At 44.4% G+C, this 26,312-nt stretch carries 21 protein-coding genes; 9 read left to right on the forward strand and 12 right to left on the reverse strand.

Features of this window, described 5'->3' with window-relative positions; translation table 11 throughout:
* Window positions 1-6 precede the first annotated feature (6 nt).
* The 5 genes from NDI42_RS09835 to codB all read right to left on the reverse strand — a co-directional run bounded on the left by NDI42_RS09835 (window position 7) and on the right by codB (window position 6,354).
* Window positions 7-1,083 (reverse strand): ABC transporter permease, encoded by a 1,077-nt coding sequence (locus NDI42_RS09835; RefSeq protein ID WP_313931034.1) that lies wholly within the window; start codon window positions 1,081-1,083, stop codon window positions 7-9.
* A 19-nt stretch (window positions 1,084-1,102) separates the two neighbouring features.
* Window positions 1,103-2,593: an ABC transporter ATP-binding protein gene (locus NDI42_RS09840; protein ID WP_242017624.1), complete on the reverse strand. Its 1,491-nt coding sequence runs from the start codon at window positions 2,591-2,593 to the stop codon at window positions 1,103-1,105.
* Window positions 2,594-2,695: 102 nt separating this feature from the next.
* On the reverse strand, window positions 2,696-3,808 hold the full coding sequence (locus NDI42_RS09845) for a BMP family protein (protein ID WP_242017625.1): 1,113 nt from the start codon (window positions 3,806-3,808) through the stop codon (window positions 2,696-2,698).
* Between the two features lie 199 nt (window positions 3,809-4,007).
* Window positions 4,008-4,967 carry an isopenicillin N synthase family dioxygenase gene (locus tag NDI42_RS09850; RefSeq protein WP_199311140.1) on the reverse strand — a complete coding sequence of 320 codons (960 nt, stop codon included), beginning with the start codon at window positions 4,965-4,967 and terminating at the stop codon, window positions 4,008-4,010.
* A gap of 97 nt (window positions 4,968-5,064) precedes the next feature.
* Window positions 5,065-6,354: a cytosine permease gene (codB, locus tag NDI42_RS09855; RefSeq protein ID WP_190454907.1), complete on the reverse strand. Its 1,290-nt coding sequence runs from the start codon at window positions 6,352-6,354 to the stop codon at window positions 5,065-5,067.
* 267 nt (window positions 6,355-6,621) lie between these two features.
* Here codB and NDI42_RS09860 point away from each other — a divergent pair, with 267 nt between their 5' ends.
* The 5 genes from NDI42_RS09860 (at window position 6,622) to NDI42_RS09880 (ending at window position 12,364) form a co-directional block, all read left to right on the forward strand.
* Complete coding sequence (locus NDI42_RS09860) at window positions 6,622-7,689, forward strand: BMP family protein (RefSeq protein WP_190454910.1); 1,068 nt, start codon at window positions 6,622-6,624, stop codon at window positions 7,687-7,689.
* A gap of 160 nt (window positions 7,690-7,849) precedes the next feature.
* Complete coding sequence (locus tag NDI42_RS09865) at window positions 7,850-9,361, forward strand: ABC transporter ATP-binding protein (protein ID WP_190454913.1); 1,512 nt, start codon at window positions 7,850-7,852, stop codon at window positions 9,359-9,361.
* Window positions 9,362-9,576: 215 nt separating this feature from the next.
* Entirely contained in the window at window positions 9,577-10,620 is a 1,044-nt protein-coding gene (locus NDI42_RS09870; protein ID WP_190454917.1) for an ABC transporter permease, read from the forward strand.
* Window positions 10,621-10,772: 152 nt separating this feature from the next.
* Window positions 10,773-11,705 (forward strand): ABC transporter permease, encoded by a 933-nt coding sequence (locus tag NDI42_RS09875; RefSeq protein WP_190454920.1) that lies wholly within the window; start codon window positions 10,773-10,775, stop codon window positions 11,703-11,705.
* Window positions 11,702-12,364 carry an HAD family hydrolase gene (locus NDI42_RS09880; RefSeq protein ID WP_190454923.1) on the forward strand — a complete coding sequence of 221 codons (663 nt, stop codon included), beginning with the start codon at window positions 11,702-11,704 and terminating at the stop codon, window positions 12,362-12,364. The genes NDI42_RS09875 and NDI42_RS09880 overlap by 4 nt, the downstream gene beginning before the upstream one ends.
* Here NDI42_RS09880 and upp read toward each other — a convergent pair whose 3' ends face one another.
* The 4 genes from upp to uraH all read right to left on the reverse strand — a co-directional run bounded on the left by upp (window position 12,365) and on the right by uraH (window position 16,431).
* A complete protein-coding gene (gene upp / locus NDI42_RS09885) occupies window positions 12,365-13,000 on the reverse strand; it encodes a uracil phosphoribosyltransferase (RefSeq protein ID WP_190454926.1) in 636 nt (211 codons plus the stop codon).
* A 169-nt stretch (window positions 13,001-13,169) separates the two neighbouring features.
* Complete coding sequence (locus NDI42_RS09890) at window positions 13,170-14,378, reverse strand: URC4/urg3 family protein (RefSeq protein ID WP_190454929.1); 1,209 nt, start codon at window positions 14,376-14,378, stop codon at window positions 13,170-13,172.
* Between the two features lie 89 nt (window positions 14,379-14,467).
* Window positions 14,468-15,733 carry a GTP cyclohydrolase II gene (locus NDI42_RS09895; protein WP_190454932.1) on the reverse strand — a complete coding sequence of 422 codons (1,266 nt, stop codon included), beginning with the start codon at window positions 15,731-15,733 and terminating at the stop codon, window positions 14,468-14,470.
* A gap of 335 nt (window positions 15,734-16,068) precedes the next feature.
* The gene (gene uraH, locus NDI42_RS09900) at window positions 16,069-16,431 is read right to left on the reverse strand and encodes a hydroxyisourate hydrolase (RefSeq protein WP_190418123.1); all 363 of its coding nucleotides are present in this window, start codon (window positions 16,429-16,431) and stop codon (window positions 16,069-16,071) included.
* A 499-nt stretch (window positions 16,432-16,930) separates the two neighbouring features.
* Between uraH and ndhO the strand changes: the two genes are divergently transcribed.
* Together ndhO and mdh are read left to right on the forward strand one after the other, a co-directional pair.
* Window positions 16,931-17,146, forward strand: a complete 216-nt coding sequence (gene ndhO, locus NDI42_RS09905; RefSeq protein ID WP_190454934.1) for an NAD(P)H-quinone oxidoreductase subunit O — start codon at window positions 16,931-16,933, stop codon at window positions 17,144-17,146.
* Between the two features lie 286 nt (window positions 17,147-17,432).
* Window positions 17,433-18,410 carry a malate dehydrogenase gene (mdh, locus tag NDI42_RS09910; RefSeq protein WP_190454937.1) on the forward strand — a complete coding sequence of 326 codons (978 nt, stop codon included), beginning with the start codon at window positions 17,433-17,435 and terminating at the stop codon, window positions 18,408-18,410.
* A 139-nt stretch (window positions 18,411-18,549) separates the two neighbouring features.
* On the opposite strand, the gene NDI42_RS09915 is transcribed toward mdh, so the two are convergent.
* Window positions 18,550-18,669: a photosystem II protein Y gene (locus NDI42_RS09915; RefSeq protein WP_190418116.1), complete on the reverse strand. Its 120-nt coding sequence runs from the start codon at window positions 18,667-18,669 to the stop codon at window positions 18,550-18,552.
* 97 nt (window positions 18,670-18,766) lie between these two features.
* A complete protein-coding gene (locus NDI42_RS09920; protein WP_190418114.1) occupies window positions 18,767-19,303 on the reverse strand; it encodes a gamma carbonic anhydrase family protein in 537 nt (178 codons plus the stop codon).
* Between the two features lie 115 nt (window positions 19,304-19,418).
* Here NDI42_RS09920 and NDI42_RS09925 point away from each other — a divergent pair, with 115 nt between their 5' ends.
* Window positions 19,419-19,928 (forward strand): TIGR02652 family protein, encoded by a 510-nt coding sequence (locus NDI42_RS09925; RefSeq protein ID WP_190418112.1) that lies wholly within the window; start codon window positions 19,419-19,421, stop codon window positions 19,926-19,928.
* Between the two features lie 32 nt (window positions 19,929-19,960).
* Entirely contained in the window at window positions 19,961-20,401 is a 441-nt protein-coding gene (locus tag NDI42_RS09930) for a VOC family protein (RefSeq protein ID WP_190454940.1), read from the forward strand.
* Between the two features lie 93 nt (window positions 20,402-20,494).
* On the opposite strand, the gene NDI42_RS09935 is transcribed toward NDI42_RS09930, so the two are convergent.
* Window positions 20,495-25,942, reverse strand: coding sequence for a trifunctional serine/threonine-protein kinase/ATP-binding protein/sensor histidine kinase (locus tag NDI42_RS09935; RefSeq protein ID WP_190454943.1), 5,448 nt, complete (start codon window positions 25,940-25,942; stop codon window positions 20,495-20,497).
* Between the last annotated feature and the right edge of the window lie 370 nt (window positions 25,943-26,312).

Here is a 26,312-nt window from a genome sequence, read left to right on the forward strand (position 1 = left end):
GCTTTTTTACTTGTTGCGAGCGATCGCATCCCCGACAATTACAAATAGCACCACTAGCGCTTGTATAACTTGGGAAACGGCAGCTGGTACTTGCAAAGAAACTTGCAAACCTTCTGCCCCAATTGTCAAGGCAGAAAACAACACAGCTGCAATTAATACGCCCACTGGATGCAACTGTCCCAGTAAGGCTACCAGAATCCCACTAAATCCATAACCGCCAGAAATGTTCCCCTTCAGGCGCGTGTAGGTGTAACTTACCTCGATAATCCCAGCAACGCCAGCCAGTGCGCCACTCAGCATCAAGGCGGTGAGAATGCTACCCGTGACGTTCATTCCAGCTGTGCGCGCGACGCTGGCGCGAGAACCAACTGCCCGCAACTTAAATCCCAGAGGTGTGCGCCAAAGCAAAATATATATTACGAGTACCAGTACCAGCGCCAGCACTACGCCCAGATGCAGCCGTCCGCCAAACAAAGTTGGAATTTGTGCTGCTGCACTAAATTGCGTTGACTCTGGCAAAAAACCATTCGGATCTCTTAAGGGACTGCGGGCGACGTACTGAACTAGCAAGATGGCAATATAATTCAACATCAGGGTGCAGATGATCACATTCATGCCCCGCTTGATGTGCAGCAATCCGGCGATTCCACTCCACAGCATTCCGCCAATTCCGCCTGCAATTAGCATTAGGGGAATTAGTAACCAAGGAGATAAGTTGGGCAGTGTCAGGGCGACAATGCTGCCACATAATGCGCCGATATAATATTGTCCTTCTGCGCCGATATTCCAAACTTTGCTGCGAAAGGCAACTGTTAGCCCTAAGCCAATAATTAATAAGGGTGTGGCTTTAAGAATTGTTTCTGTAAGTTGCCGAGTTCCCCCAAAGGCCTCAAACACCATCACCTGATAGGCTTTTAAGGGATTAACTCCAGCTAGGGCAATTAATATTCCTCCCAAGGCGAGGGCGAGGATTGCACCGAAGAAAGGCTTCAAGCGATTTCCCCAACCAGCAAGAGGCAAAAAAGAAGATGGTTTTTGTTTGTGGTTCTTTTTAGTGTTTTCTTTTAATTTTTCAATTACCACTCTCCCTCCTGTTAAGTTTTTAATGTTTTCCTGCCATCATTAATCCTAAGTGGCGCACATCAGCATTAGCATCAACGATACCCGCGATCGCGCCTTCGTAAAGTACCGCAATGCGATCGCTTAAATTTAATATCTCTTCGAGTTCTGTGGAAATCAGTAACACTGCTGCACCTGCATCTCTTTGGGCAATTAGTTGTTGATGTACGTACTCAATGGCGCTAATGTCTAATCCCCGTGTTGGTTGGGCGGCTAAGACAATTTGAGGACTGCGCGAAAGTTCTCTAGCGATCGCTACTTTCTGCGCGTTTCCACCGGAGAGTTTCCCGACGTGGGTGTGGGGGCTGGGGGTGCGAATCAGGTAGCGTTCTACTAGCTGGGTGCAGTGGCGGACAATTGCAGCTGGACGCAGTAAGCCTTTTTTGTTGAATGGTGGCTTTTGAATATCCCGTAAAACTAAGTTATCAGCAACGCTAAAATCTGGGATTAACCCCATTGTGTAACGGTCTGAGGGAATGTGGGCGAGGGTGCCATTTAGATTTATTTCGCCGCGTATTGGGCGTAAAGATGCGATCGCTTCCTCTAATTCTCGCTGTCCGTTACCATCGACTCCAGCAATTCCCACAATTTCTCCGGCATTAACTGCGAGATTTATTCCCTTTAATGCTGGCAATCCTCGGTCATTTTCTACCCACAAATCACGAATAATTAACGGGGGATTGGGGATTGGGGATTGGGGATTGGGGATTGGGGATTGGGCCTGTCTCTCAATTCTGATAACTTTATTAACTTCTCGTCCTACCATCAAATGAGCTAATTCCCGCTCATTTGATGCAGATGTTAACACTGTGGTAATTGTGCGTCCATCTCGCAGTACAGTTACGCGATCGCATATTGCCAAGACTTCATTTAATTTATGACTAATGAAAATGATTGATGTACCCCCAGCAGCCAAATTTCTTAATGTCTGCAAAAATCCTTCTACTTCCTGGGGAGCCAAAACTGCTGTAGGTTCATCTAATATTAATACTTTCGCGCCTCGATAGATGGCTTTGAGAATTTCTACCCGTTGCTGTTCTCCCAGCGATAGTTGCCAAACTTCTGCTGCTGGGTCGATTTGTAATCCATACTGTTCTGCTAAGTTTCGCAGACGCTGATGGAGTTTTTTCGGGTTTTCTCGGATTAGCGGTTGTCTAGCTTGTCCCAAAACTAAATTGTCTGCAACCGTGAGACTTTCTACCAGCATAAAGTGTTGATGTACCATGCCGATACCGGATGCGATCGCTTCCCCTGGAAAGCGAAATTGCACCGATTTCCCCTCCAGCAAAATCTCCCCTTCATCTGGTTCATACAAGCCGCAGAGAATATTCATCAGCGTGGTTTTCCCCGCTCCATTCTCTCCTAAAAGAGCATGAATTTCCCCTGATTGCAACTCAAAATTTACGCTATCGTTGGCAACAATACCAGGAAATTTTTTAGTAATGCCCCGCATTTCTACTACAGGAGTTTGCATAATTGCTAATGGTTATAGCAGTCCTATTTGCTCCGTGAATGTTGTTAAGGCAATTAACTACTCTAGGCGCGACCGGGCGCAGAGGAAAGCGGGTGCATATCGCTATTTCGGCACAAACGGAACTTTGAGTTTACCTGAAGAAATTTCCTGGCGCGTCTCTTCTATTTTTTTCAAAGTTTCGTCTCCCAACTTATCCTTAACTGTGGAATTAGTATTCACCTGAACCACATCTTCTGCAACGGAAAGCCGATAATACTTGTTAGCAAATTGCCCAGATGTTGTGTCATTTAACATCTGCTTAAAGATAGGTTCCATATTCCACAGCACGTTAGCCGCCACCACATTTTGACCCAAGGCAGTCATATCTCCCACATAACCTGTAGCATAGCCTCCCTTTGCTTTGGCTGCTTCAATTGTTCCCAAAGTTGGCGCTTGACCGCAACCAATCCAGTAATCTACTCCCGTTTCTGCCTGTGCGGTTCCTGCCTCTTTCGCCTTAGCAATATCGTACCAGTCTCCCACCGCCGTAGCTGTCAGCGTAGCATCGGGACGGACTGTTTTGGCACCTGCTAACATCGCTTGTCCCATTGCGTGACAAGCGGGAATATCAAAGCCGTAAAGCGCCCCTAATTTACCGCTTTTACTGAGTTTTCCTGCTACTAAACCAACCATATAAGCACCTTGATAAAAAGGTTGGTCGTAGTCGGCGACATTTTCCGATGTTTTGCCTACAGCGCCTGCCCATGCGAAATTAGTTTTAGGAAATTCTTTCGCTACTTGAAATACTGCATCTCCGTGATTATAGGAATGCCCGATAATCACGTTGTAACCTTTTTCAGCGTACTGGCGCAAAACTCGCGCTATATCAGCATCAGCAACAGACTCAGAGATAGCGACATCATAGCCTTGAGCTTTGAGTTTTTTAGCAGCATTGTCGGCTGCTTCATTCCAAGAATCATCGTTAGCGGGGCCACCCAAAACAATTGCTAACCGAGGCTTTGTGCTGTCAGCGGTAGGACTCGCCTGTGTTTCTGTTGTGGGTGCTGGGGATTGAGAGGTTTGCTGTTGAGTACAACTAGCTATCAGAGTCAGGGGAATTATTAAAGATAAACAGCCAAGAATTTGTCTAATTTGTTTTAGTTGCATTAAAGGTATCATTGATTGCCCGATTGTACTGCCCAAATCCACTGGTGTTAGCTTGACAAAGTGCAGCATTTATAATTGTATGCCAAGTTACAAAAATTGCGATTGCCAGCATCTATAGCAATTCAAGGCTTGGGTGCAATACATCTGTAGGGAAATGACAATGCAGGTGCCAAACTTTCAGATCCCCGACTTCTTAAAGAAGTCGGGGATCTAGCCTTCACGAATCATTTAAAACTACTAAATATCGCGTCTTTACAATTCACTTTCTTTAGTAGGTTGCTTGTAATCTACTCAGGAGATAGTCTCCCGCTGAAATGGGCGGATAAAGTGGGGGACGATTTTCTCCTTGACAACTCTCAATACAGGCAATTTCCGCGTCGTTGTTGGGATGGCAGAAAAAAGCAACGGAATAACGCGATCGCTTGACTCTATCATCGCTGGGAACCATTACCCGATGCTTGGTGGAGCAAAATTCGTGATTCGTCCACTGTTGCATCAAATCTCCTGTATTCACGACAACAGTACCCGGAATGTAGGGTGCAGCGATCCACTCGCCATCAGCAGTGCGAACTTCTAAACCGCCAACTTCATCTTGAAATAGTAAGGTGAAACTGCCATAGTCGGAATGTTCCCCAGCACGCACTTGTCCGGGTTTAGCTAGTTGCTCCAGTGGGGGATAATGAAGTAGCCGTAGAGTATAATTTTGCTGATCGTGCTTGTCAGCGAAGAAGGACTCTGGTAAATCGAGAGCGATCGCAAATGCTTGGCATATTTTATCAGCAGCTTCAGCACAAGCTTGATAAAATTCCAAAACCGTCTGGCGAAACTTGTCTTCTCCAACAGGCCACTGATTCATAATTAAAGAAGACTTATCCTGCGTTGAGATTTCTTCAGGATTAACTTCTTTCCCTACATTAAATGCTTCTTTCAAATCTCCTGGCTTATCCGGATTGAGACGTTCTCGCTCTACACCAACATAACCGCGGTTGCTGAATTTATCAACCCACGCCAGTTTATTTTTTACGTCAAATGGTAGCTCAAAAAACAATTTAGTTTGAGCAAACAAATTGTTTATTAACGTTGCTGGTATTCCCGGATTTAGGTACATAAATCCGATTTCATGGCAAGCATGATAAATTTGTCTAGCAACAGCTTGCCGAGCTTCGGCATCACCGCTGAGAAAAGGTTCAAAATCAATGATAGGAATATTAACCAATGTTTTAGTCATCGTTTTTTTTTCTGATATCCGTGTATCGCAGGCGAATGATAAATTATACAGCCGCGTCCAATCTCAATAATTGTTGCAAAAACTCTAACTTCAAGAATCAATAAATTGCCTTTTTTGACGAAGATTGCGGAATAACCTTGCTCAGAACAAAGTAGAGAATTACCGCTGTAACAATGCCGTTAACAGGCTTAACTCCCGGCGCAATGTATGCGATCGCACTCGCTAACACATAAGCAATAATCCCAGCCCAATTAAACGCGGGTTGCCGTTCTTCTAAAGATGGAAACTCACCCCGATGACGCAACCAATAATCTGCCATCACCACACCGCCAATGGGAGGAATGAAGGTTCCGAGTAGGATTAGGTAAGGAATTAGCATATTATAAATACCACCCCAAGCCAAAACTAGAGCCACCGTCGCCCCACCCAACACGAAAGCAGTCCGCTTGTTGGTGCGAAACATATGAGCGCCTGCTACTGAAAAAGCATAAATAGTATTATCTTGCGTTGTCCACATATTCAAAAACAACAGCACCAAACCCCAAAATAATAATCCTTGCAGTGCCATTACTTGTACAATATCTTCGTTGCCATAAACCAATGCGCCGAAGGCACCACAAAAGATTAAAAAGCCATTAGCAAAGAAGAAAGCTGCTAGAGTGCTAATCGCGGCTGTTTTACCATTTTTAGCGAAGCGACTCCAGTTAGTTGCTTGAGTTCCGCCTGAGACAAAGGTGCCGACAATAATTGTCAAAGCTTCGCCAATTCCTAGCTGTTTTGATGGCACAATAGCTTGCAAACCATCATAACCGCCGGCTTTACCGAGTGCGATCGCTAAACTCCAAAACATCAAAATCAGCATCGCGGGAACGGCTATGCGCGAAAGCCAATCCATCGCCCGATAACCAATATAAGCGGTGGAACAGAAAAAATAGGTAAAAAATAGGATAATTAACCAGTTCCATCCTGTCGGAATTCCTAACAGCTTATTTGCTAACTCCGCCATCAATGCCGACCCCCACGCATACCAGCCAATTTGCGTAAATCCTAGGATAAAATCTACCCAGCGAGAACCAATGCTACCAAAACTAAAACGTGCCATCAGAACTGTAGAAAGTCCTGTATTAGCAGCGATGTAACTGAGTGCGGCGGCGTAGACACCAAGAATTAAGTTACCTATGATAATCAAGCCTACCAAATCGGGAAAAAAGCGGTAGGCGGGGCCAACTAAACCCCCAGCGAATAATGTCCCCGAATATAGTGTAAAACCCATCAGCAGGGGAGCCAACGACCAAAAAGATTTACGCGCCTCCAGGGGAACGGCGCTTAGGGGATAATCTTCATTGGCTTGCGATTGTACTAACTCTGGTTCTGAGGTGGTACTCATACAACTAATAGGTAATGCTTAATTAAGTTATTTTGAAGGTGATCGCGCAGCCGATCCGTATCCTAGTTAACTTCAGCAGTCTCTTACACTGTTAAATGTATATCAGAATACCATCTGTAACTACAGAAGTATTAATTTAACTACATCAATGCTTATTTTGTCTTAACTCAGTTAAATAATGGTGACATACACGATTTTGTTTTAGTGCAATACTCAAGTTGCTAAATCTTAGACGCAATCGCTACCAGCTCAGTAGGAGGAAAAAACATGGCTTTCAGGTATAATCGGCGTGACTTTCTCATTTATGGTTCAGCTGCTTTTGGCACCAGCTTACTGCTGAAAGCTTGTAGCGGTAATCAAAATTCCACAACACCGACAGCAGAAAATTCTGCCGTTGTGGATGATGTTAAAAATTTCAAGACAGCTATTGTACTACCAGGAATTATCACGGATAAAGCTTGGAACCAAACAGGTTATCAAGGTGTGACAACTGCTAAGGAGAAACTAGGAGTTGAAACCGCTTATGTTGAGAAAGTAGAACAAGCAGATCAGGCAGAAGCTTTGTCAGATTTTGCGCGACGCGGCTACAACTTAGTATATGCTCATGGCGGACAATTTGATGCAGCAATTCAACAGGTAGCACCACAATTTCCCAAGACGTTTTTTGTGGGTGTCAATGGTGCGGTGACTGGGGCAAATATGGCATCTTTGCGGATAGATCACCTGCAAGCAAGTTATCTGTGCGGCATCCTGGGAGCTTCAATGTCAAAATCAAATAAGATGGCTTATCTTGCTGCCCAATCTTTTCAAGCAACTGATGAAGAATTGCGGGGATTTGAGTTGGGTGCAAAGTCGGTTAAGCCGGATATTAAAGTAGCTCCAAGTTATACGGGTGACTGGAACGATGCTGCTAAGGCGAAGGAAGCAACGTTGGCGTTAATTTCTTCTGGGGTGGATGTAATTTATCAGTGGTTGGATAATGCTTCGCCAGCGGTGTTGCAAACTGCTGCTGAGAAGGGAGTTTACACCTTTGGCAATACAGCGGATCAGTTGGAAGTTGCGCCGAAGTCGGTGTTAACCAGTGCGGTGAAGCGAATTGATTTAGCGATCGCAGACTTAGCCGATCTTGCTGTAAAAGGTAATCTCAAAGGGGAAATTTACACTCTTGGTTTGGAAAAACCGGATATTCTTTATATTGGGAAATACAATGAGGCAGTATCAACAGATTTGCAGCAGAAAGTAGCCCAAACAAAAGATGCAATTCTAACTAAAAAAGTCACGTTTGAAGCTTGCAAAGATGGTGGAAAAGATACTCGCTGCCTGAAGCAAGCGTAATATAGATGTCAGGGCGAATATTATAATTCGCGGCTAAACATTATTCTCGTTCCCAGGCTGGGGTCTGGGAACGCATATATAAGAGGCTCTGCCTTTCGTTCTATACTGAAGGCTGGATGCTGAAAGCATTACTAGACGGCAGCCCAGTAACGAGGGAAAAATGACTTATTTACGTCTTGATGGCATTACAAAACGTTTTGGCAATTTTATTGCTAATGATAACATTAGCGTGGGTGTTAATCGCGGTTCTATTCATGCGTTACTGGGTGAAAACGGCGCAGGTAAAACTACTTTGATGAATATCCTTTGTGGGCTTTATCAGCCTGATTCTGGGGATATCTACCTGCAAGATAAGTTAGTAAAAATTGACTCTGCAAGCGCTGCGATCGCGCACGGTATTGGCATGATTCACCAGCATTTTATGTTGGTGCCACAGTTGACAGTAACAGAAAATATTATACTGGGAACAAAGTTTGATTGGCGGCTGGATTTAAAGGAGAAAAGTCAAGCGATCGCGCAAATGTCTCGCTTTTACAATCTTGATGTAAATCCCTCAGCCAAAGTCGGAGATTTACCTGTAGGAGTTCAGCAACGAGTTGAAATTCTTAAAGCACTTTACCGCCAAGCAAAACTGCTGATTTTAGATGAACCAACAGCCGTACTAACGCCGCCAGAGGTGAAAGTTTTAGCTGCTATTTTGCGTCAGTTGGCAACTGATGGACGCACGATTATTTTTATAAGTCACAAATTAGAAGAGGTGATTAATCTTTGCGATACTGTCACCGTATTGCGGCGGGGTGCGGTAGTGGCGACAACAACAACCTCAGATACCAACAGTCAGGAATTAGCCCGATTGATGGTAGGTAGAGAGGTCTTATTTAAAGTTGATAAATCCGCGTGTTATTCTGGCGAAGTGGTGTTAGAAGTTGAAAATTTACAGGTGCAGGATGAGCGGAATTTTCCGGTTGTGAAAGATGTATCTTTTCAACTTCGTGCGGGCGAAATTCTTGGATTTGCTGGCGTTGATGGGAATGGACAGAGGGAGTTGGCGGATGCGATTTCAGGGTTACGTGCTATTACTTCGGGTACAATAACAAACCACTCTTTAGAGGCAAAGAACGCAAAGGACAGACGGAAAGAAAGAATTACGGCTTATATTCCAGAGGATAGGCAGAAAATGGGCTTGGTGATGGGATTTAGTATTGCCAAAAATCTCATTCTTAAGACTTTTAAATTTCTGCCTTTTTGTCGTCGCTGGTTTCTCCAGTATGAAGCGATTAATCATCATGCTATGGAGGCGATGCAAAATTTTGATATCCGGTGCGAAAATTACTCTATTAAAGTTAGTCAATTGTCAGGAGGAAATCAACAAAAAGTAGTTTTGGCACGAGAACTTTCTGGTAAACCAAGTTTAATTGTGGCGATGCAACCTACACGCGGATTGGATGTGGGTGCGACTGAATATGTGCAGCAACGCTTGTTAGCTGAAAGAGAACGAGGTGCGGCAATTCTCTATATTTCAACAGAGTTAGAAGAAATTATGGCGATGAGCGATCGCATTGCTATTATGTATGAAGGTCAATTTGTTGATATCTTAGATGCTGCTACTGCCACGATTGAACAAGTTGGTTACTTAATGACTGGTGGTAATTTCAAAGGTATCTCCAGGTAGAATTTTCAATAGATTACTGGATATGTAAATTATGAGCTTTCTATCCTAGGATTCTAATCTGCATTTGCCGAGCTAACGAATATTTTTAGGCGGGTTTTCTCGGTTGGATATATGAGAAATAATTATATGTAACTTTCAAATAAATTAAGACGCAATATCAAGATTTATGCTAGACGAATATACAGTGAAAGCAGTTACATCTGGCAGATTGTAGCATGACGAAAACTAATCGCATTCAACCCGTTTTGCTACCAATTCTATCACCCATCATTGCGATCGCATCCGCCCTGATTGTCGGCGCTATCCTCATCTCTCTCTCCAACGCCAACCCGATCACCGCCTACGGTATTCTGTTTCAAGAATCTTTAGCCAACTACTATGGCTTTGGCAATACCATCACCAAAACCGCACCCTTGCTATTAGCCAGTCTGGGAGTGCTGGTGGCGTTGAAAGCGGGTTTGTTCAACATTGGTGCTGAAGGGCAAATTTATATGGGGGGACTCGGTAGCGTCTTGGTGGGGTTATATCTGCAAGGATTACCCGCCTTGATTCACGTACCTCTAGCACTGTTGGGAGGATTCCTCTTAGGTGCCGTTTGGGGATGGATTCCCGGATATCTTAAAGCGGTGCGAGGTGTGAATGAGGTGATTACCACCCTGCTACTCAATTATGTAGCGCTGAACTTTGTGGGATACCTGGTGAACAATCCCCTGAAGCAGCCGGGTGCGCCGAGTGCCTATTCTGCGCTAATTGCGGAATCCGCCCGATTACCCCTGATTTTGCCGCAAACACAGGCACACGCCGGGATTTTTATCGGGTTATTCGCTACCGGATTGTTGTGGGTATTGTTTGCGCGATCGCCTCTAGGATACGAAATCGAAGCGGTAGGACAAAATCCGACCGCCGCGCGTTACGCGGGAATGTCGGTAAAACGCACCATTATGCTCGTGATGGCGTTAGCCGGAGGATTAGCAGGATTAGCGGGTGCTGGTGAAGTTATGGGGCTGAAATATCGACTATTTGACAGATTTTCACCCGGCTATGGATTTGATGCGATCGCGATCGCTCTCCTGTGTCGTGGTAACTTAGTTGGTATCGTCCTCACCTCCCTATTTTTCGGAATCCTCCGCAGCGGCGCAAATGTCATGCAGCGCAGCGCCAACGTTCCCGTGACCGTAGTTTACGCCATTCAAGGTTTAACTGTTTTGTTCATTGCCATCAGTTTTGCAATTGAACGTCAAATTAAAATTAAAAATTAAAACTTACCTTTTCCGGGCGATTAGAAATCGCGGCTACACGAGACTTAATCTGCCTACGCAGGTTTTAATTTCTTCAGTCCGCGCACCATCCGGACTTCGTTTGTATAGCCGCGAATTCTATTCGCCAGGTTGCCCAAATCTTTAATCCACTAATGGACATCAACTTTTTCACCGACTACCTAGTTGCCAGCCTACGCCTCTCAACACCCTTAGCATTTGCCGCCCTTGGTGGACTTTTCTCAGAACGATCGGGAGTGCTAAATATTGCTTTAGAAGGAATGTTACTAACAGGAGCATTTTCTGGCGCAGCCGGAGCCTTTTTTACAGGTAATGTTTGGTTAGGCATACTGTTAGCAATAATAATCGGAGGAATTGTTGGATTGCTCCATGCTTATCTGTGCGTTACCCTCCGAGTAGATCAGTTAGTATCTGGACTCGCCATCAATCTAACCGCCGCTGGATTGACTTCATTTTGGGCGCGGGTTTTATTTAATAGTGGGCAGACGCAACAACTACCAGGTATTCAAACAATTGCCATTCCGGGACTACACAATATCCCCATTTTTGGTACTTTATTCTTTAATCAAGACCCGCTAATCTACTTATTATTTCTGTTAGTTCCACTCATAAGTTATATCCTATTCCGCACAAGTTTAGGCTTATCTCTACGCGCTGTTGGAGAATATCCCCGCGCTGCTGATACAGCCGGAGTTTCTGTCACCTTAGTACGTTATATTGCAGTCGCCCTCAGCGGTTGTCTGGCGAGTTTAGGAGGAGCTTATCTTGCCTTAGTTCACGTAAAATTCTTTGTAGAAGATATGAGTGCTGGCAAAGGATTTATCGCCCTTGCAGCTTTGATTTTTGGCAGATGGCATCCCGTCAGCACAGTTTTGGCTTGTTTATTATTCGGTGCAACCGAAGCTTTGCAACTAAGAATTCAAGCTTTTAATCTGAATATTCCCTATCAATTTTTAGTGATGTTGCCTTATATTATTGCTTTATTAGCTTTAGTAGGATTAGCTGGCAAGTCCACACCTCCCGCCGCCCTTGGTATTCCTTATATTCCTGAAAGTCGCGAACAATGAGTCGATATCAATTAATTATTTTTGACTTTGATGGCACTTTAGCAATTACGCATCCAGCGATTATATCGTGCGCTATAAAAACCTTCCAGACATTTAATATCAAGCCACCAACTGAAGAACAGATTCAGTCAGTAATAGGTGTCCCGCTTGCCGAAGCTTTCACTATTTTTCATCCAGCGATCGCTACCGAAGAAATTCCTCAATGGATTGAAACTTACAGATTATTTTATCGGACAGAAGGCTTATTAAAAATAAGCCTATTTTCTGGGGTGAAGCAAGTCATCAAAGAGGCATCTTCTGAGGGTTTAAACTTAGTAATTGTTAGCGTCAAACATACTAAATTTCTTAATTTAGCCTTAAAAGAACTAAAAATTAATAGTTACTTCGATCTGGTTATTGGAGATGACGGACAAACGGCAATAAAACCCGATGCCAGCGTATTTTATTCAGCTATACAGCCGATTTATCCAGACATTCAAAGTAATGAAGTTCTAGTTGTTGGCGATAGTCACGTAGACTTGCTGTTTGCTAAAAACGCTGGATTAGATGTTTGTTGGGCTGCTTATGGCTATGGCGATCGCGCAAAATGTTTGGCACTCAATCCAACTTTTGTAGTTAACGATATTTCTGAACTGATTTCAATTATCCAGAAAGAATAACTACTGTGTCCCGTATAAGCGATCGCCTGCATCCCCCAGACCCGGTATAATATAGCCGTGTTCGTCTAACTTTTCGTCAATAGCAGCCGTGTAAATGGGAACATCTGGATGTTCAAGTTGGAAGTGTGAAATTCCTTCTGGTGCTGCTAATAAACACAAAAACTTGATTGACATCGGGCTTACTTCCTTAATTCGATCAATAGCGGCGACGGCTGAGTTTCCCGTTGCCAACATCGGATCAACAACCAAAACATCCCGCTGTTCAATATCACTAGGAACCTTGAAATAATATTCAACAGCAACATGAGTAAGTGGATCGCGGTATAAACCAATATGTCCCACTCTAGCGGAAGGAATTAGTTCTAAAATACCATCCAAAATTCCCTGTCCTGCCCGCATAATTGAGACAATTACCATCTTTTTATCAGCAGCCAGCATCGGTGCCAACATTGGCGCAACTGGGGTTTTAATTTCTTCATATTTCAGTGGCAAATCTCGCGTCACCTCGTAGGCTAATAACATCCCAATTTCTTTGAGTAGGTTACGAAATTTTGCTGTACTGGTTTCTGTTTGGCGCATCAGCGTCAGCTTATGCTGTATCAAGGGATGGTCGATTACAGTAACTTTAGCATTCATTAATAAATTCATCTCCAAATATGCCCACAGACTCTCATTATGGGGCTATACAAACAAAGTGTGCTTACGCAGGAAAGAACAAACAAAAAGTGAAATAGCACTTATTTAAGAGCCTTGAATTAAAATTCACTTTTCAAAGCTACAACCTGTTTTAACATGAATACTTAAATTAAAACACCGTTCCATCGCTTTCTATCTGAATTGGAGGAACGCCGCCTTCTCGCAATTCTGCGGCAATTTTGCGCCCCGCACTCCAGGTTCCTCCTTGTAAAACTTTCACCAGTGGTAATTCCGCAGCACTCAAATTCAATTTTTGTCTGATAATCTCCGCTATTTTATCTAACAAACAAACAGTTAACGCCCGCCATTCTACAATCGCCTCAGAATCAACCGCATGACATTTCTGCAAAACATCTGAAGGCGCTTGTAATAAACCCAGGTCTAAACATAAACCACCATTGCGATATTCTGGCAGTCCCGTAAGTTCTTCTAACCCAATAATTTCTAAACCGAGTTCCTGAAGTGGTTCTAAAAGTGAATACGTTAACCACTGGGAAAGTTTATGAAACGGAATGTATTGATCATCTTTTGGCAAAGCAGGATGAACCCAAACATCGCCTAAGTTTTCTCCTGCTAACACTATTCGTCCCGGCCAGATACTACCTAGTCCCGTCAAAATAGTTTTTAAAACAGTGCTGGCTTTCAGTTTACCATCAAACGATTGACTAAAAAGATAAGTCACTAAATTGCCGGGGCGCGGGTTATTGTTGCCAAAAAACTGAGGATGTTGGGACAGTACCTGTCCCAACTTTTGTAGCAGATTAACCCGTCCTTCCACACCTACCAGCGGATTTTCAAGACTCACCTGAAACCCCTCTGCTAATGTTTGTTTTGTTAACTTTTGCAATCCATCAGCATCAGCTTGTAATGGCAATTTTAAATTACTAGAAAAAGCGCCTTGGCAAAACATCCGAAAACTGGCAACAGCTAACCCTTCCGAACGCCGAAACACTCGCCCCGTTTCCCGTTCGCGGTATTGCCAATCTGCACCCGCGCCCGCATCCAGCAACACGCTGGTAATTGCCAAATCAAACTTAACTTGGGCTTTTTCAACTGGGTTTAGTTCCGCCAAAGCATCATCTAGTTCAGCGATGCGCGATACATTCCCTACCTCGAAATGTCGCCAGCGACTATGAAAAGGGATATTGAAATCCGGATACTCATCGCGCATCACCTCAATCACATAATCAGCAACTTTATCGAGTTGAGTTAAATCTACTCGAAAGTGACATTTACCTTCACAGCATAATTGAAAAATGCGATCGCATCTTTCTCGAATCGCCGCCGGACTTTTCAAATACGCAATCAGTTCGCTCATAATAATTTTAAACGCTCCCGTAACCCCCAGGAAAGCGCAGATGAACGGGTAGTTAACCTTTGCGCTTTCCTTGGGGCCTACCTTTGCGTTTAATCTCCTAAACCCCTTCCTTTAATTTCCGCAAGAGTTACCGCATCTGGCACTTCTCCTGGCGTATAGTAACCTGCTGCTTGCTTCGCCGCAATTTCCACTCGTGCATCTTCCGGAATCCAATCATCAGGAATGGCGATGCGTTCAATTACCTCAATTCCTGAAGAAATAATGGCGTTATACTTCAGATCACTCATCGAAACCAAACGGTTAATTCGAGTAATTCCTAACCAATGCAAGACATCTGGCATTAATTCTTGAAAGCGCATATCTTGCAACCCTGCTACGCATTCTGTGCGCGCAAAATATGCCTCGGCGCTATCGCCTCCTTCCTGACGTTTGCGGGCATTATAAACTAAAAACTTAGTCACTTCTCCCAAAGCGCGTCCTTCTTTTCGGAAGTAGACAATTACACCCGCACCGCCTTCTTGTGCTGTTTGAATACAAACTTCTATGCCGTGTACTAGGTAAGGGCGACAGGTGCAAATATCGGAACCAAATACATCGGAACCATTGCATTCATCGTGTACGCGCACGGCGAGAAGTTTGCTTGGATTGGTAATTGCTTCTACTTCTCCAATTAAATAAACTGTTGTTCCGCCAATTGGTGGTAGGAAGACGTGTAAATCTGGGCGCGTCACCAGTTCGGGAAACATTCCACCCGTTTGTTGGAAAAGAATCCGCCGTAAATCGCTTTCATTAATCTTGAGTCGCTGGGCAATTCCTGGCAGATACCAAACTGGATCTATTGCTACTTTAGTTACTACTAAACTGCCATTATTTTTCAGGATTTTCCCGTCAACTTGCAAGCGCCCTTTAATTATTGAGTCTTGCAATTCTGGCATATTAATATGCGCTTTGGTAATGGCAATGGTAGGTAAAATATCGTGTCCTTGTTCGTAAAGTGTGGTGTAACCTCCTCCCACCAAGGCACCAAATGGATCGAGACAAACAATTTTGTTAGCATCCGACCAACTGGGATGCGGCCCGATGTGGACAACTGGCGAGGTATTTGTCAAATCAGCCCGGTGATTTGCCTGGAGTGCGCCAGATGCGATCGCTAAGGCCCGATACACAGCATAAGATCCAGAATGCGTACCAATTACATTCCGGTGATTTGCGTTTCTTACTGTCCCAATTATTGGCCCCCGTTTAATTGGATCGCTTTCTCCCCAGTTAATGGGAATAGGTTTTTGACCAGATTTACCCGGATGAGATGTCAAAACAATATGCTTGTGCTTAGATACTGCTTTCGGCGTTTCCATAAGGTTCTCAAACTGGCTAAAGATGCAGCCCTAGAAGTGATATTTAACTGCGATCGCAAATAAACTTCGATCATACCAATTATATTTTGGCTCAAAAAATATTTTTTCCAGTAAAATCCCTTTTTGGGTTGCTGCACATTAATTCAGTATGATTAGCTACGAAATGTAACTAATAGTTGATTTTTATAAAGTTGCGTGGTTTGAGTTGAGATCAGGAAACCCAACGCTCTTTTTTACATTTGTTGCTTAAGGCTTGCGCTTAACCCACGGGTATGCGTCTATAATCTACTATTTAAAACTAAAATATGTAAAACAAACGGTAAATTTGGCGGCAGTTAGCTGCCACGATAGGTACTATAAGCCCAAGGCGACGCGAGTAGTGGAACATGGTAATGGGCGGTTGGATCGGCGATACCAAACTGTACCGGGACGCGATCCAAAAAAGGTGGCGTAGCGATCGCATCTGACTTTTGAGCAAAGTAGTCTCCGACTGCAAACACCAACTCGTAAACACCTATTGCTAATTCACCTTCAGATAGCAGCGGTCGATCGGTGCGTCCATTAGCATTAGTACATACTTTTTTTAGTAATTTTTTATTTCCACTTTCCGGTTCCAGCAACCATAATTCTATTGCCATATTACTAGCTGCACAGCCCTGAGTGGTATCGAGTACATGAGTCGTGAGACTAGCTGCCATAGCTTTACCAAAAAGTTAAGAGTTAGAGATATTTTATCAATTAAAAATAAAATACACGCTTGTTAACCCTAGCCCAGCCTGTATAATACGTTACCGTTTTCTGGCACTAACTTAATATCCGTGAAATTTATTTCATTTTAAGAAGCTTAAACCCGTTGAAACTGTTTTGAAATCAACTTTAGCTACTAACCGCGTAATCTATTTTAGGGACTATAACAATGATATTTGAGTTGTGAGCCAGCATTTCAGATACCCAACTTCTTAAAGAAGTTGGGTATCTCGCATTCACGAATCATTTAGAACTGCTATAGCTGCGGGTAAGCTTAAGCCTAGCCCAGTGACTATAATACTTTACTGTTTTCTGGCAACCTGCGGATTATAGGAAAAAAATGTGACTTGAAAACTCCATAAATTCCATTTTAAACTTTTAATTCCCTTGTCCGGATGATTCTCGCGTCCTCACAGACCTTAAAATAGTGAAAAACATAGAGAAAAGAGCATGGCAATAAAGAGTGGCGATTTAGTCCGCGCAGTTCGCGAGAAGTTGGAAAACAGTCTGGAATCTCAAGCTAGTGACTCCCGCTTTCCACCCTATATATTTGAAACCAAGGGTGAAGTTGTACAAGTGCGGGGTGACTACGCACTGATAAAGTTTGGTCAGATGCCAGCACCTAACGTCTGGTTGCGTATGGATCAGCTCGAACCGTTCAAGTAAACTTAAATCCTAATACCATTTTACTTTTGTGAGGCTACACGTTTGATCCCCCCAACCCCCCTTAAAAAGGGGGGCTAAGAAAAGCGATTACTGTAGCGGGAAAAACGGGAGAAGGTGTAGCTGAAAAATATCCCTGTGGATAGATGACTGGTGTAGTAGCGATGAAACAGGGCTGATAAGAAATTTCTCCAAAGCGATCGCATCTACGGTTAAATCCGCGACCGTCAGGCTGTCGAAACGGGTCAAAATATTACAAACTAAACCCGTAGCGATCGCGTGTAATTATATGCCCTTTTATCCTTTCTCCCCAACTCCTGCGAGCCATTTGCACCGCGTCTCTATCGTCGGCGGTGCTGGCAAAGTTGGGAGTACCCTAGCTCAACGGATTGCCGAAAAAAATCTCGCAGACGTGGTATTGCTAGATGTGGTTGATGGTTTGCCCAAAGGAATTGCCCTGGATTTGATGGAAGCGCGGGGGATAGAAGCTCACAATTGCCAGATTTCGGGTACGAGTGACTATGCGGATACAGCAGGATCTGATGTGGTGGTAATTACCGCAGGTTTAGCGCGCAAACCGGGAATGAGTCGGGATGACTTAATTAAAACTAATGCTCAAATTGTAGTGGAAGCGGCGAAAAATGCGATCGCTTACTCCCCAGACGCTATCTTAATCGTCGTCACCAATCCCCTTGACGTGATGACCTATCTAGCGAAGCAAGCTACAGATTTACCGCGCGATCGCGTTATGGGTATGGCAGGCGTTCTCGATTCCGCCAGATTTCAAACCTTTATCGCAATGGAATTAGGAATTTGCAGTGTCGATATCCAGGCAATGGTACTCGGCGGTCACGGAGATTTGATGGTACCATTGCCTGCTTACTCCACCGTCAGAGGCATTCCAATTACAGAACTGATGGATAGCACCACGATTGAGCGATTGATACACAGAACCCGCCAGGGTGGGGCGGAGATTGTGGAATTGATGCAGACTGGCGGCGCATACTTTACCCCCGCTTCCTCAACCTGCTTAATGGTAGAAGCGATTTTACAAAACCAGTCGCGCCTGATTCCGGCGGCAGCCTATCTTCAGGGCGAATATGGATTGCAAGATGTTTTTATCGGAGTTCCCTGTCGCCTCGGACGTGGCGGTATCGAAAGCATTTTGGAACTCCGTCTGTCTGAAGCTGAACGTCATGCCCTCCATACTTCCGCGAAATCTGTGCGCGAGAGTATTGAGCAAGCGATCGCTATGCTTAAACGGTAGGGTGTCCTTTGGCGTTTAAACGATTGTACCCCCAAGGTTAGGTTGCCTTGTAAGCACCTGACAACGTTTCAAGTTGACTCTTAAGTGACCACACCTGTAGGGTGGGCATTGCCCACCCTACGCAGATGAGTTTTGTTTACTATCTGTTAAGAAAACCTTGGATTTGTTTCAAGGCATACGGAAGAATGTTAAACGCAGCCCAACTAGCAGCCAGGATGACAGGCAGTAGAACCACTGCTATACGCAAATCGATATCCATTTTCAGTTCCCTCGCTTGATGCTTGAAGATTTTTAAAAAATTCTCATTTTTAATTGTTATCCGAACCGGGTCAGTTTTACACACCAACGCCAAACAATTAGTAAACCGTTGCAAATCCCAGATCCGTACCCTTACCTGCGTGAACTAAGGCTAACTTCTGATAGCTCCTCGCGTGTTCGATAAGTTCTGCCGCCTCCTCTGGAGAGACATCGCGCGATCGCTTCGCTGGGACACCCACCATCAGCGACAAAGGCGGCACATCTTTAGTCACCACGCAGCCAGCACCGATAATACTACCAGCACCCACCCGCACACCATCCAGCACCACAGCACCAATCCCAATCAGACATCCTCGTTCAATATAAGCCGAATGAATCACAGCGCCATGCCCGACAGTAACCCAATCTTCCAAAATGGTTGGTTTGCCCGGATCGCCATGTAAAATAGCACCATCTTGGATATTCGTTCCTTCTCCAATTTCAATGCGCTCAATATCCGCCCGCACAACTGCCCCGTACCAAATGCTGACCCCAGAGGCAATCTTTACCCAACCCATAACAACAGCATTCGGCGCGACAAAGGCAGCTAAAGAGAGATCCGGACTAGACCAATAAGAGGAAGAGGTTGGAAACATTTGGCGTTCGTTGTTCACAGGCTCAATCAATGGACAGAATGCCCACAAGCACTCCAACAGATATAATAAAGCCACTGCGACTGTTGCATAGAGAATATATGCCGATACGCATTACATGATGAATCCAGGTTTACAGTATCCTATCTTCGGCGCGGAGATTCACTGCCCTCACTGCCGCCAGACAATTCCAGCCTTGACGCTAACTGATACCTATCTGTGTCCGCGTCATGGAGCCTTTGAGGCAGACCCGAAAACTGGTGAACTGGTTCATCTACAGTCCGGGCGTCACTGGCGCAGGTGGAATGATGAATGGTACAGGCAGCATACGCATCCAGACGGAATTCGGTTTGAAATCCACGAAGCGCTAGACCGACTCTATACCCAAGGCTACCGGGCGACGCGGGTTATTATTGCCAGTCGCTATCGGGAGTTGATTAGCGCTTACCTTGAGCGCAGTACGCCTTGGCGGGGTCAGTCAGACCCGCCACGACCGAGGCTTTATGGCTTGCCAGTTGAGTTTAGTCCGGAACCAGAAGAGGAACCTTGCTGGGAAGTGATTAATTTCGATTTGGAAAAAGAACCGGGTATCCCCGTGCGATATCCTTATTTTCGGTTGTTTGAGTGATGATCAAGCGATTTTAGAGCCAAAATTGAAAGATGCACCACGCTTCGATCAGGACAGCGAATATTCATCGCGCGATCGCATTCTACGAGCAATTAGGCTTTACAGTATGCGATCGCTTCACTACTGGCTACACCCTCGCCTGCTGGATGGAGAGTAGTCTTGGACGCATCGAACTAATCCAAATTCCTGAACCGAAACCAGCCCCCGACGCTTTTGGAGATGAGCATTACGTCGGTTACTACCACTTATCCTTTGATATTACCAACGCCGCATCTGACCTTCCGGGCTGGTTAATCTCGCTTAAAGAACGCTTTGACGAGGCGGCAAAAAATAATCCAGAACAATTTGAACCACTGAAGGTGCTTTTAGAGCCGACACAGCAAATGATCAGCGATCGCGTCTACGAAGTCGCCTTTATTGCCGATACCGATGGACTCCCCCTCGAATTTATCCGAGTTTTGAGTAACGCTTAGAGGAAAATTTTCAACGCCGAGGTACGCGCCATATTCGCGCACAGGAACACAAAGGAAATTCGGCGTTGCTGATTTTAGATAGATAGCCCATTTCTACCCATTTATCGGGATAGAAATAACAAACTCCGAGCCATACCCTAAAGAAGAATTCACCTCCAACGTCCCCTGGTGCTTTTCTTCAACAATTTTGCGGGCAATAGACAATCCTAAACCCGTTCCTTGACCAACAGGCTTGGTTGTGAAGAGGTGATCGAAGATTTTTTGTTTCACTTCATCAGAGATACCACCTCCATTGTCCTTAATTTTAATCAAAGCTCGTTCCCCCTTTTCGCTCACAGCAGTTTGAATAGCAATTTGGTTGGGTAGGGATTGAATCTCACTAAAGCTACGTCCCTTACTCTGTTCTTCCAGAACATCAATGGCATTTGCCAAGATATTCATAAATACCTGATTTAGCTGTCCGGGGAAGCATTCGACTGGAGGCAAATTTCCATACTCTTTGACAATTTCAATTGCAGGGCGGGTTTCATTTGCTTTTAGACGATGCTTGAGAATCAGGATAGTGCTGTCGAGTCCATCGTGAATATTGAAAGGAACTGGGCGATCGCTATCTGCCCTCGAAAACGTTCTCAAACTTGTACTGATACTGCGGATGCGATCGACTCCCTCCTTCATCGAGCCAATCAATTTAGGCAAATCTTCTCGCAAATACTCCAAGTCTATATCCTCAATTTCTGCTTCAATTTCCACTCCGGGAACGGGAAACTTTTCTTGATAAAGGTCGATTAAGTTAAATAAATCCTGTACATAATACTGAGCAGGTTGCAGGTTTCCTGCAATAAAGCCTACAGGATTGTTGATTTCGTGGGCTACCCCTGCGACTAAATTTCCGAGAGCAGACATCTTCTCATTCTGTACCAGTTGCAGTTGCATCTGTTTGAGATCGTTAAGATAAAGCTCTAGTTTTTGAGCATACTCCTGAGATTGCTGATACAGACGAGCGTTCTGTAAGGAAATTGCCGCTTGGGAGCAGAGGATGTTGAGAATGCCGACCTGATAGCCCGTGAATGCCCCAGTTGTCAAATTATTTTCCAAGTACAGAATTGCCATCATTTTGCCTTGATGGAGAATCGGAGTACACAGAATGCTCTTAGGTTGCTGCTGCTTCATATAAGGGTCAGAAGCAAATGTTAATTGAGTTGTCGCATCATCGAAAACTAGGGTTTCTTTAGTCCGTTTGACGTAGTTAATGATAGTTGGGGGAATTTCTTGGCTCTGCCCAATCAAAACATTTTGCAAAATGCAGTCTTGGCGAGCGCTACAGTGAACAGCAATTTTCCAATTTCCCTCTTCATTTAAAATCAATACTCCTGTTTGCGCTCCGGCATTTTTTACCACCACTTGCATCAGCGTAGAGAGCAACTGATCCAGCTGAATTTCGCTAGAGAGAGCTTGAGAAGCTTTGATAACTGCTGGTAAATCTATTACTGTGCTACTCGTACTCCCAGCAATTGTTTGGTTTTTGGTAGAAGATGAGGTGCCATTGGAGGTGGTCATTGCCTCGAACGAACGAGTTTTATTCTGTTGCAGAATCGGAGCAAGCAGTTGAGGGTAGCGTTCTTCTAAATCAATAACTTTAGCTTTGGCTCCCCAACGACTGTAGGCATAATAAGCCTCGATTGCATAAATTTTTGCAAATTTTTCTTTACCCCATTCTAAATAAAATTTTGCTGCCAGTTCATTAGCTAGTGCTTCTTCGTTAAGGAATTGATTTTCTTTCGCTCCAGAAATGGCACAGTCGTAGTGTTCAATTGCATCGGCTTTATTTCCCAAAACCCGATGCTTTTCTGCTTCAACTAAATACCACTTATGCAAATGATTCATGGGAGCATTTTGCGCCCACTGTTGCAGAGTGCTTTGATGGATTTCCACCTGAGTAAGAATATCAGCTTGCTCAATTTCTGGCTGTGTGGGGAACAGTGCCAGGTGCGTCAGAGCTGCATAGAAATGGAAAATGGGAATATGAATCAATCCCGATAATGCCATCAAATACGGCTTGGCTTGGGAAATGTGGTTTAAGGCAGCCGGATAATTGCCCCATGAGTAGGCAAGCAGCAGTTTGTAAATGTAGACAAGAGCGATCGCACTGAGTTCATTGTCCTGATGGTGCTTAGGAATCATCACCGTTTCATCGTAGGCATCGCCGATTAAGCAATCCGGTTGACTAACAGCTTCTGTCAAGTTCCGTACCGTCTGCTGCTTCATATCCAAATAAGCCAGAGCAGTATATTGTTTTGCTTGAGCCAAGGCAGCGCTATAACCTGCTATTTCGGGTTCCCAAGTCTTGAGTTCTATTCCACTGAAAAAGTTGGCATAGAAATAATCCAATATACTGAAGCCAGCGCTGAGAAAATCACCAGTTTCCATGCCAGATGTATATCCAGCTTTCAGTATCGGTATGGTTGCCCTCACTGGTTCCTGGTGATGCTGAATAAAGCTCCCAAATAGATTTGCAATTACGGATTTGAATTCCCGTACATTGAAGCGATCGAGCAATGAAATCGCCAATTTGCCAAAGCCATAGCCCGTTTCTGCATCTCCAAAAAAGGCACACAGCACCATGCCATGAATTACATACCCTACCGTCGATGCAGATGTATTCCCACACTGAAGCGATAAACTCACCATCGCGGAGCTAAGTAGGGGCAGCAAACCAGGCATTCCAATAAAAATGGCTGAAAACAACATTGCCATCACTTGCATTGCTGCCTTAGCCTCGGCATCGGTCATTACCGGCAAATTAGCTAGTTGTTCAATCCGTCTGCCTTGGAGTTGGGTAGCCAGGGCTTGTAGTGCTTTGCCAATCAAGGCTTCGTCAGGTGCAGTGGGGAGTTCAACCCCTAATTGCCCTAGCGCGTTTCTACCCACTGCGATCGCTTCTAATATCTTGCCTTGGGCTGTCTGTGCGACGATTGAAATTTCGTAAATTTTAATTTTGTCTAAAATTGTCTGGGCATTTTGCAACACCAGTGCTGCGATCTGTTCCATACCGTCAAAGTCACCATTCAAATAGGCGGCTTCGGCACCTCCAACATATAGATTCAGTGTCAATTCATACTGACTTTGCCAGCAGTTGGCTGTCAATAATTCAATCCCCGCTTGTACATAAACCCTTGCCGCAGCGTATGCGGTAGAACTTCTTGCCTTACGTCCGGCTGCCAAGTTAAGTTGAGCTAATGCTTCCCGTTCGCTCGGTTGGGTGATTAATTCAATCCCTAGATTCAAATGCCCGACAATATCAAACAGTTTTTCCTCTTTTTCTATTTCTGAGGAATTGTGCTGAAGCAATTGTCCGATTTTGAGATGGGTTGCTTGTTTGCGATCGTCTGGAATCAGAGAATAAGCGGCTTGTTGGACGCGATCGTGTAAAAATTTGTATGTTGGTAATGGGTCAGAGTTTTTCTGCCCGATTGTTAATGCGCCATTCCCTTCTCCCTGGTAAAATTTATAAACCTCGCTAACGGGCAAAATCAGCCCTTCTTGTAGCGTTTTCCATAAGATATTAGCTGTTTCTATAGGCGTTTTTCCATTAACAATTCCTAATGTTGCCAAATCGAATTGATTCCCAATGCAGGCAGCTAATTTTAAAAGTTCTTGCGTTGGAGCTGGCAACTTTCGCAATTGAAGTGCCATAAACTCTACAACATCATCTGTCAGGGCTAATATCCGCACTGTGGCAATATCACACTGCCAATACTGCGCGTTGTAATTGAATGTTATTAGCCCATCTTTATACAAAGATTTTAGAAATTGTGTGCTGAAGAATGGATTACCTTTAGGTTTCTGATAAACCAGTTCAGTTAAAGGTAGAGCCAACGCTGTAGAACAAGCTAGAGTATCGGCAATTAAACAATTCAAATCCGAGAGTTCGAGCGGCTCTAGAGTAATGGTGTTTACCGTTGCTCCAGTTTTTTGAATGTCGGATAATGCCAGTATTAAAGGGTGTACCGGACTGACTTCGTTATCTCGATAAGCTCCCATTAAGAAGAGATAACGCCGTTCGCGATCGCTTGTCAGGAGTTGAATCAAGTTCAACGAGGCTGAATCAGCCCATTGCAAATCATCTAAGAAAATGACGAGCGGATGTTCTTGGGTGGTGAAGACAGAGATGAAGTTCTCGAATAACCGATTGAATCGATTTTGAGCAGCATTACCAGTCAGTTCTGATGCGGGGGGTTGCTCTCCAATAATCCGCTCTAGTTCGGGAATCACATCAACAACTACCTGAGCATTCTCCCCCAATGCTGCCAGGATTTGAGTCTTCCACTGCTCAACTTTAGCGTCAGTTTCGCTGAGCAATTGCCCCATCAAATCTCGAAAAGCCTGTACAAAAGCACTGAAGGGAAGGTTGCGCTGGAATTGGTCGAACTTGCCTTTAATGAAGTAGCCTCGCTGTCTCACGATAGGTTTGTGAACTTCGTTGACGACAGCAGTTTTGCCAATGCCGGAGAAGCCAGTAACGAGCATCATCTCAGCGCTTCCTGTACTAACGCGCTCAAATGCCGCTAGCAAGGCTTGCACTTCAACTTCGCGTCCGTACAACTTTTCAGGGATAATGAAGCGATCGCACAAATCTCGCGATCCTAACTCAAAGTCTGCAATTTCACCTGTCTCTTTCCACTGGTGCAAACAATTTTCCAAGTCGTACTTGAGTCCCAGCGCACTTTGATAGCGGTCTTCCGCATTCTTCGCCATCAGTTTGCTAACTATGAACGACAACACTGACGGAACGCTCTTGTTAAGGTGATGGACTGGGATAGGCTGCTGGGCAAGGTGACAGTGTACTAAGTCCATCGGATCATCCGTTTGGAAGGGCAACTGTCCCGTTAGCATTTCGTAGAAAGTGACTCCCAAAGAGTAGAAATCCGTGCGGTAATCAATCCCCCTATTCATCCGCCCTGTTTGTTCGGGAGAGATATAGGGTAAAGTGCCTTCGAGGACATTTGGATTTTGAATTTCTTGGGTTTCGCGTGGCAGCAAGGAGGCGATGCTGAAGTCAATCAGTTTTACCTCTTTGCTGGTCGGGTTGATTACTATATTGGCGGGTTTGAGGTCTTTGTGGATAACGCGGTGCTGGCACAGTCCCTCAAGGGTATGGGCAACTTGAACCGCAATGGAGAGAAACAAGGGTATCGGCAAGCTAGAAGTTTCGCCGTTTTGCTTGCTTGCTTCTGCTACAGAAGTGAGGTAGCTACACAAGGAAATGCCGCCAAAATCTTCCAGAATCAAAGCGTAGCTGTTATAGTAGCTCTCCAGGTTATAGGTCTTGATGATGCCAGAAAAATCTAGGTTTTTACCAATGATGTATTGGTTGCGGAAGTGAATGAGTTCGTTGAAGCGAGGAAACTCATTTCGCAGTAGTTTTATAACAACTGGTTGCCTGTCTGATTTCCGGGTACCCCGATAAACCACAGTGCGGCTTCCCGCATAAATTTGTTCTTCAATACTGTAGCCCAAAAGGCCGATTGTCGTGTTAGCCATAGCTACTGTTATGCTTGTAGGGATTTTTAAACTTCTTTAACTTACTATTCCCACTAGAGAGGCTGTTATTTATCAACTTATTTTTTCTTAATATAACTTTACTAATTTCCTGATAAAATTATTGTGCTTTACGTGTAAAAAAAAGCAGCTATTTTTAAGCCGGATATTTCGGAAAAATTAAATTTCTTTATCTTTGAGTTCCAAGTTAGCGCTCGCTCAATAGTTGATCCATCGCTGAAACTTGAGTTAACCTGCTCGATGTGTATATGCTCTATAGCAATCCTATTTAAGTTGTGAACGAGTCTTCACCCTGTAGGGACACGGCACTGCCGTGTCCCTACAGGGGTTTACGAATCATTTAGGATTGCTA

The sequence above is a fragment of the Funiculus sociatus GB2-C1 genome, assembly GCF_039962115.1.
In the GTDB taxonomy this organism is placed as follows: domain Bacteria; phylum Cyanobacteriota; class Cyanobacteriia; order Cyanobacteriales; family FACHB-T130; genus Funiculus; species Funiculus sociatus.

Coding starts and splice junctions, on each gene's coding strand:
- NDI42_RS09845 (WP_242017625.1), bottom strand. CDS start 3,808: ATGCTGCACTTTGTCAAGCTAACACCAGTGGATTTGGGCAGTACAATC.
- ndhO (WP_190454934.1), top strand. CDS start 16,931: ATGGCAATAAAGAGTGGCGATTTAGTCCGCGCAGTTCGCGAGAAGTTG.
- NDI42_RS09915 (WP_190418116.1), bottom strand. CDS start 18,669: ATGGATATCGATTTGCGTATAGCAGTGGTTCTACTGCCTGTCATCCTG.
- codB (WP_190454907.1), bottom strand. CDS start 6,354: ATGAGTACCACCTCAGAACCAGAGTTAGTACAATCGCAAGCCAATGAA.
- NDI42_RS09920 (WP_190418114.1), bottom strand. CDS start 19,303: ATGTTTCCAACCTCTTCCTCTTATTGGTCTAGTCCGGATCTCTCTTTA.
- NDI42_RS09870 (WP_190454917.1), top strand. CDS start 9,577: ATGACGAAAACTAATCGCATTCAACCCGTTTTGCTACCAATTCTATCA.
- NDI42_RS09840 (WP_242017624.1), bottom strand. CDS start 2,593: ATGCAAACTCCTGTAGTAGAAATGCGGGGCATTACTAAAAAATTTCCT.
- NDI42_RS09925 (WP_190418112.1), top strand. CDS start 19,419: ATGATGAATCCAGGTTTACAGTATCCTATCTTCGGCGCGGAGATTCAC.
- NDI42_RS09895 (WP_190454932.1), bottom strand. CDS start 15,733: ATGGAAACGCCGAAAGCAGTATCTAAGCACAAGCATATTGTTTTGACA.
- upp (WP_190454926.1), bottom strand. CDS start 13,000: ATGAATGCTAAAGTTACTGTAATCGACCATCCCTTGATACAGCATAAG.
- NDI42_RS09850 (WP_199311140.1), bottom strand. CDS start 4,967: ATGACTAAAACATTGGTTAATATTCCTATCATTGATTTTGAACCTTTT.
- NDI42_RS09930 (WP_190454940.1), top strand. CDS start 19,961: ATGCACCACGCTTCGATCAGGACAGCGAATATTCATCGCGCGATCGCA.
- uraH (WP_190418123.1), bottom strand. CDS start 16,431: ATGGCAGCTAGTCTCACGACTCATGTACTCGATACCACTCAGGGCTGT.
- NDI42_RS09935 (WP_190454943.1), bottom strand. CDS start 25,942: ATGGCTAACACGACAATCGGCCTTTTGGGCTACAGTATTGAAGAACAA.
- mdh (WP_190454937.1), top strand. CDS start 17,433: ATGCCCTTTTATCCTTTCTCCCCAACTCCTGCGAGCCATTTGCACCGC.
- NDI42_RS09875 (WP_190454920.1), top strand. CDS start 10,773: ATGGACATCAACTTTTTCACCGACTACCTAGTTGCCAGCCTACGCCTC.
- NDI42_RS09890 (WP_190454929.1), bottom strand. CDS start 14,378: ATGAGCGAACTGATTGCGTATTTGAAAAGTCCGGCGGCGATTCGAGAA.
- NDI42_RS09865 (WP_190454913.1), top strand. CDS start 7,850: ATGACTTATTTACGTCTTGATGGCATTACAAAACGTTTTGGCAATTTT.
- NDI42_RS09880 (WP_190454923.1), top strand. CDS start 11,702: ATGAGTCGATATCAATTAATTATTTTTGACTTTGATGGCACTTTAGCA.
- NDI42_RS09860 (WP_190454910.1), top strand. CDS start 6,622: ATGGCTTTCAGGTATAATCGGCGTGACTTTCTCATTTATGGTTCAGCT.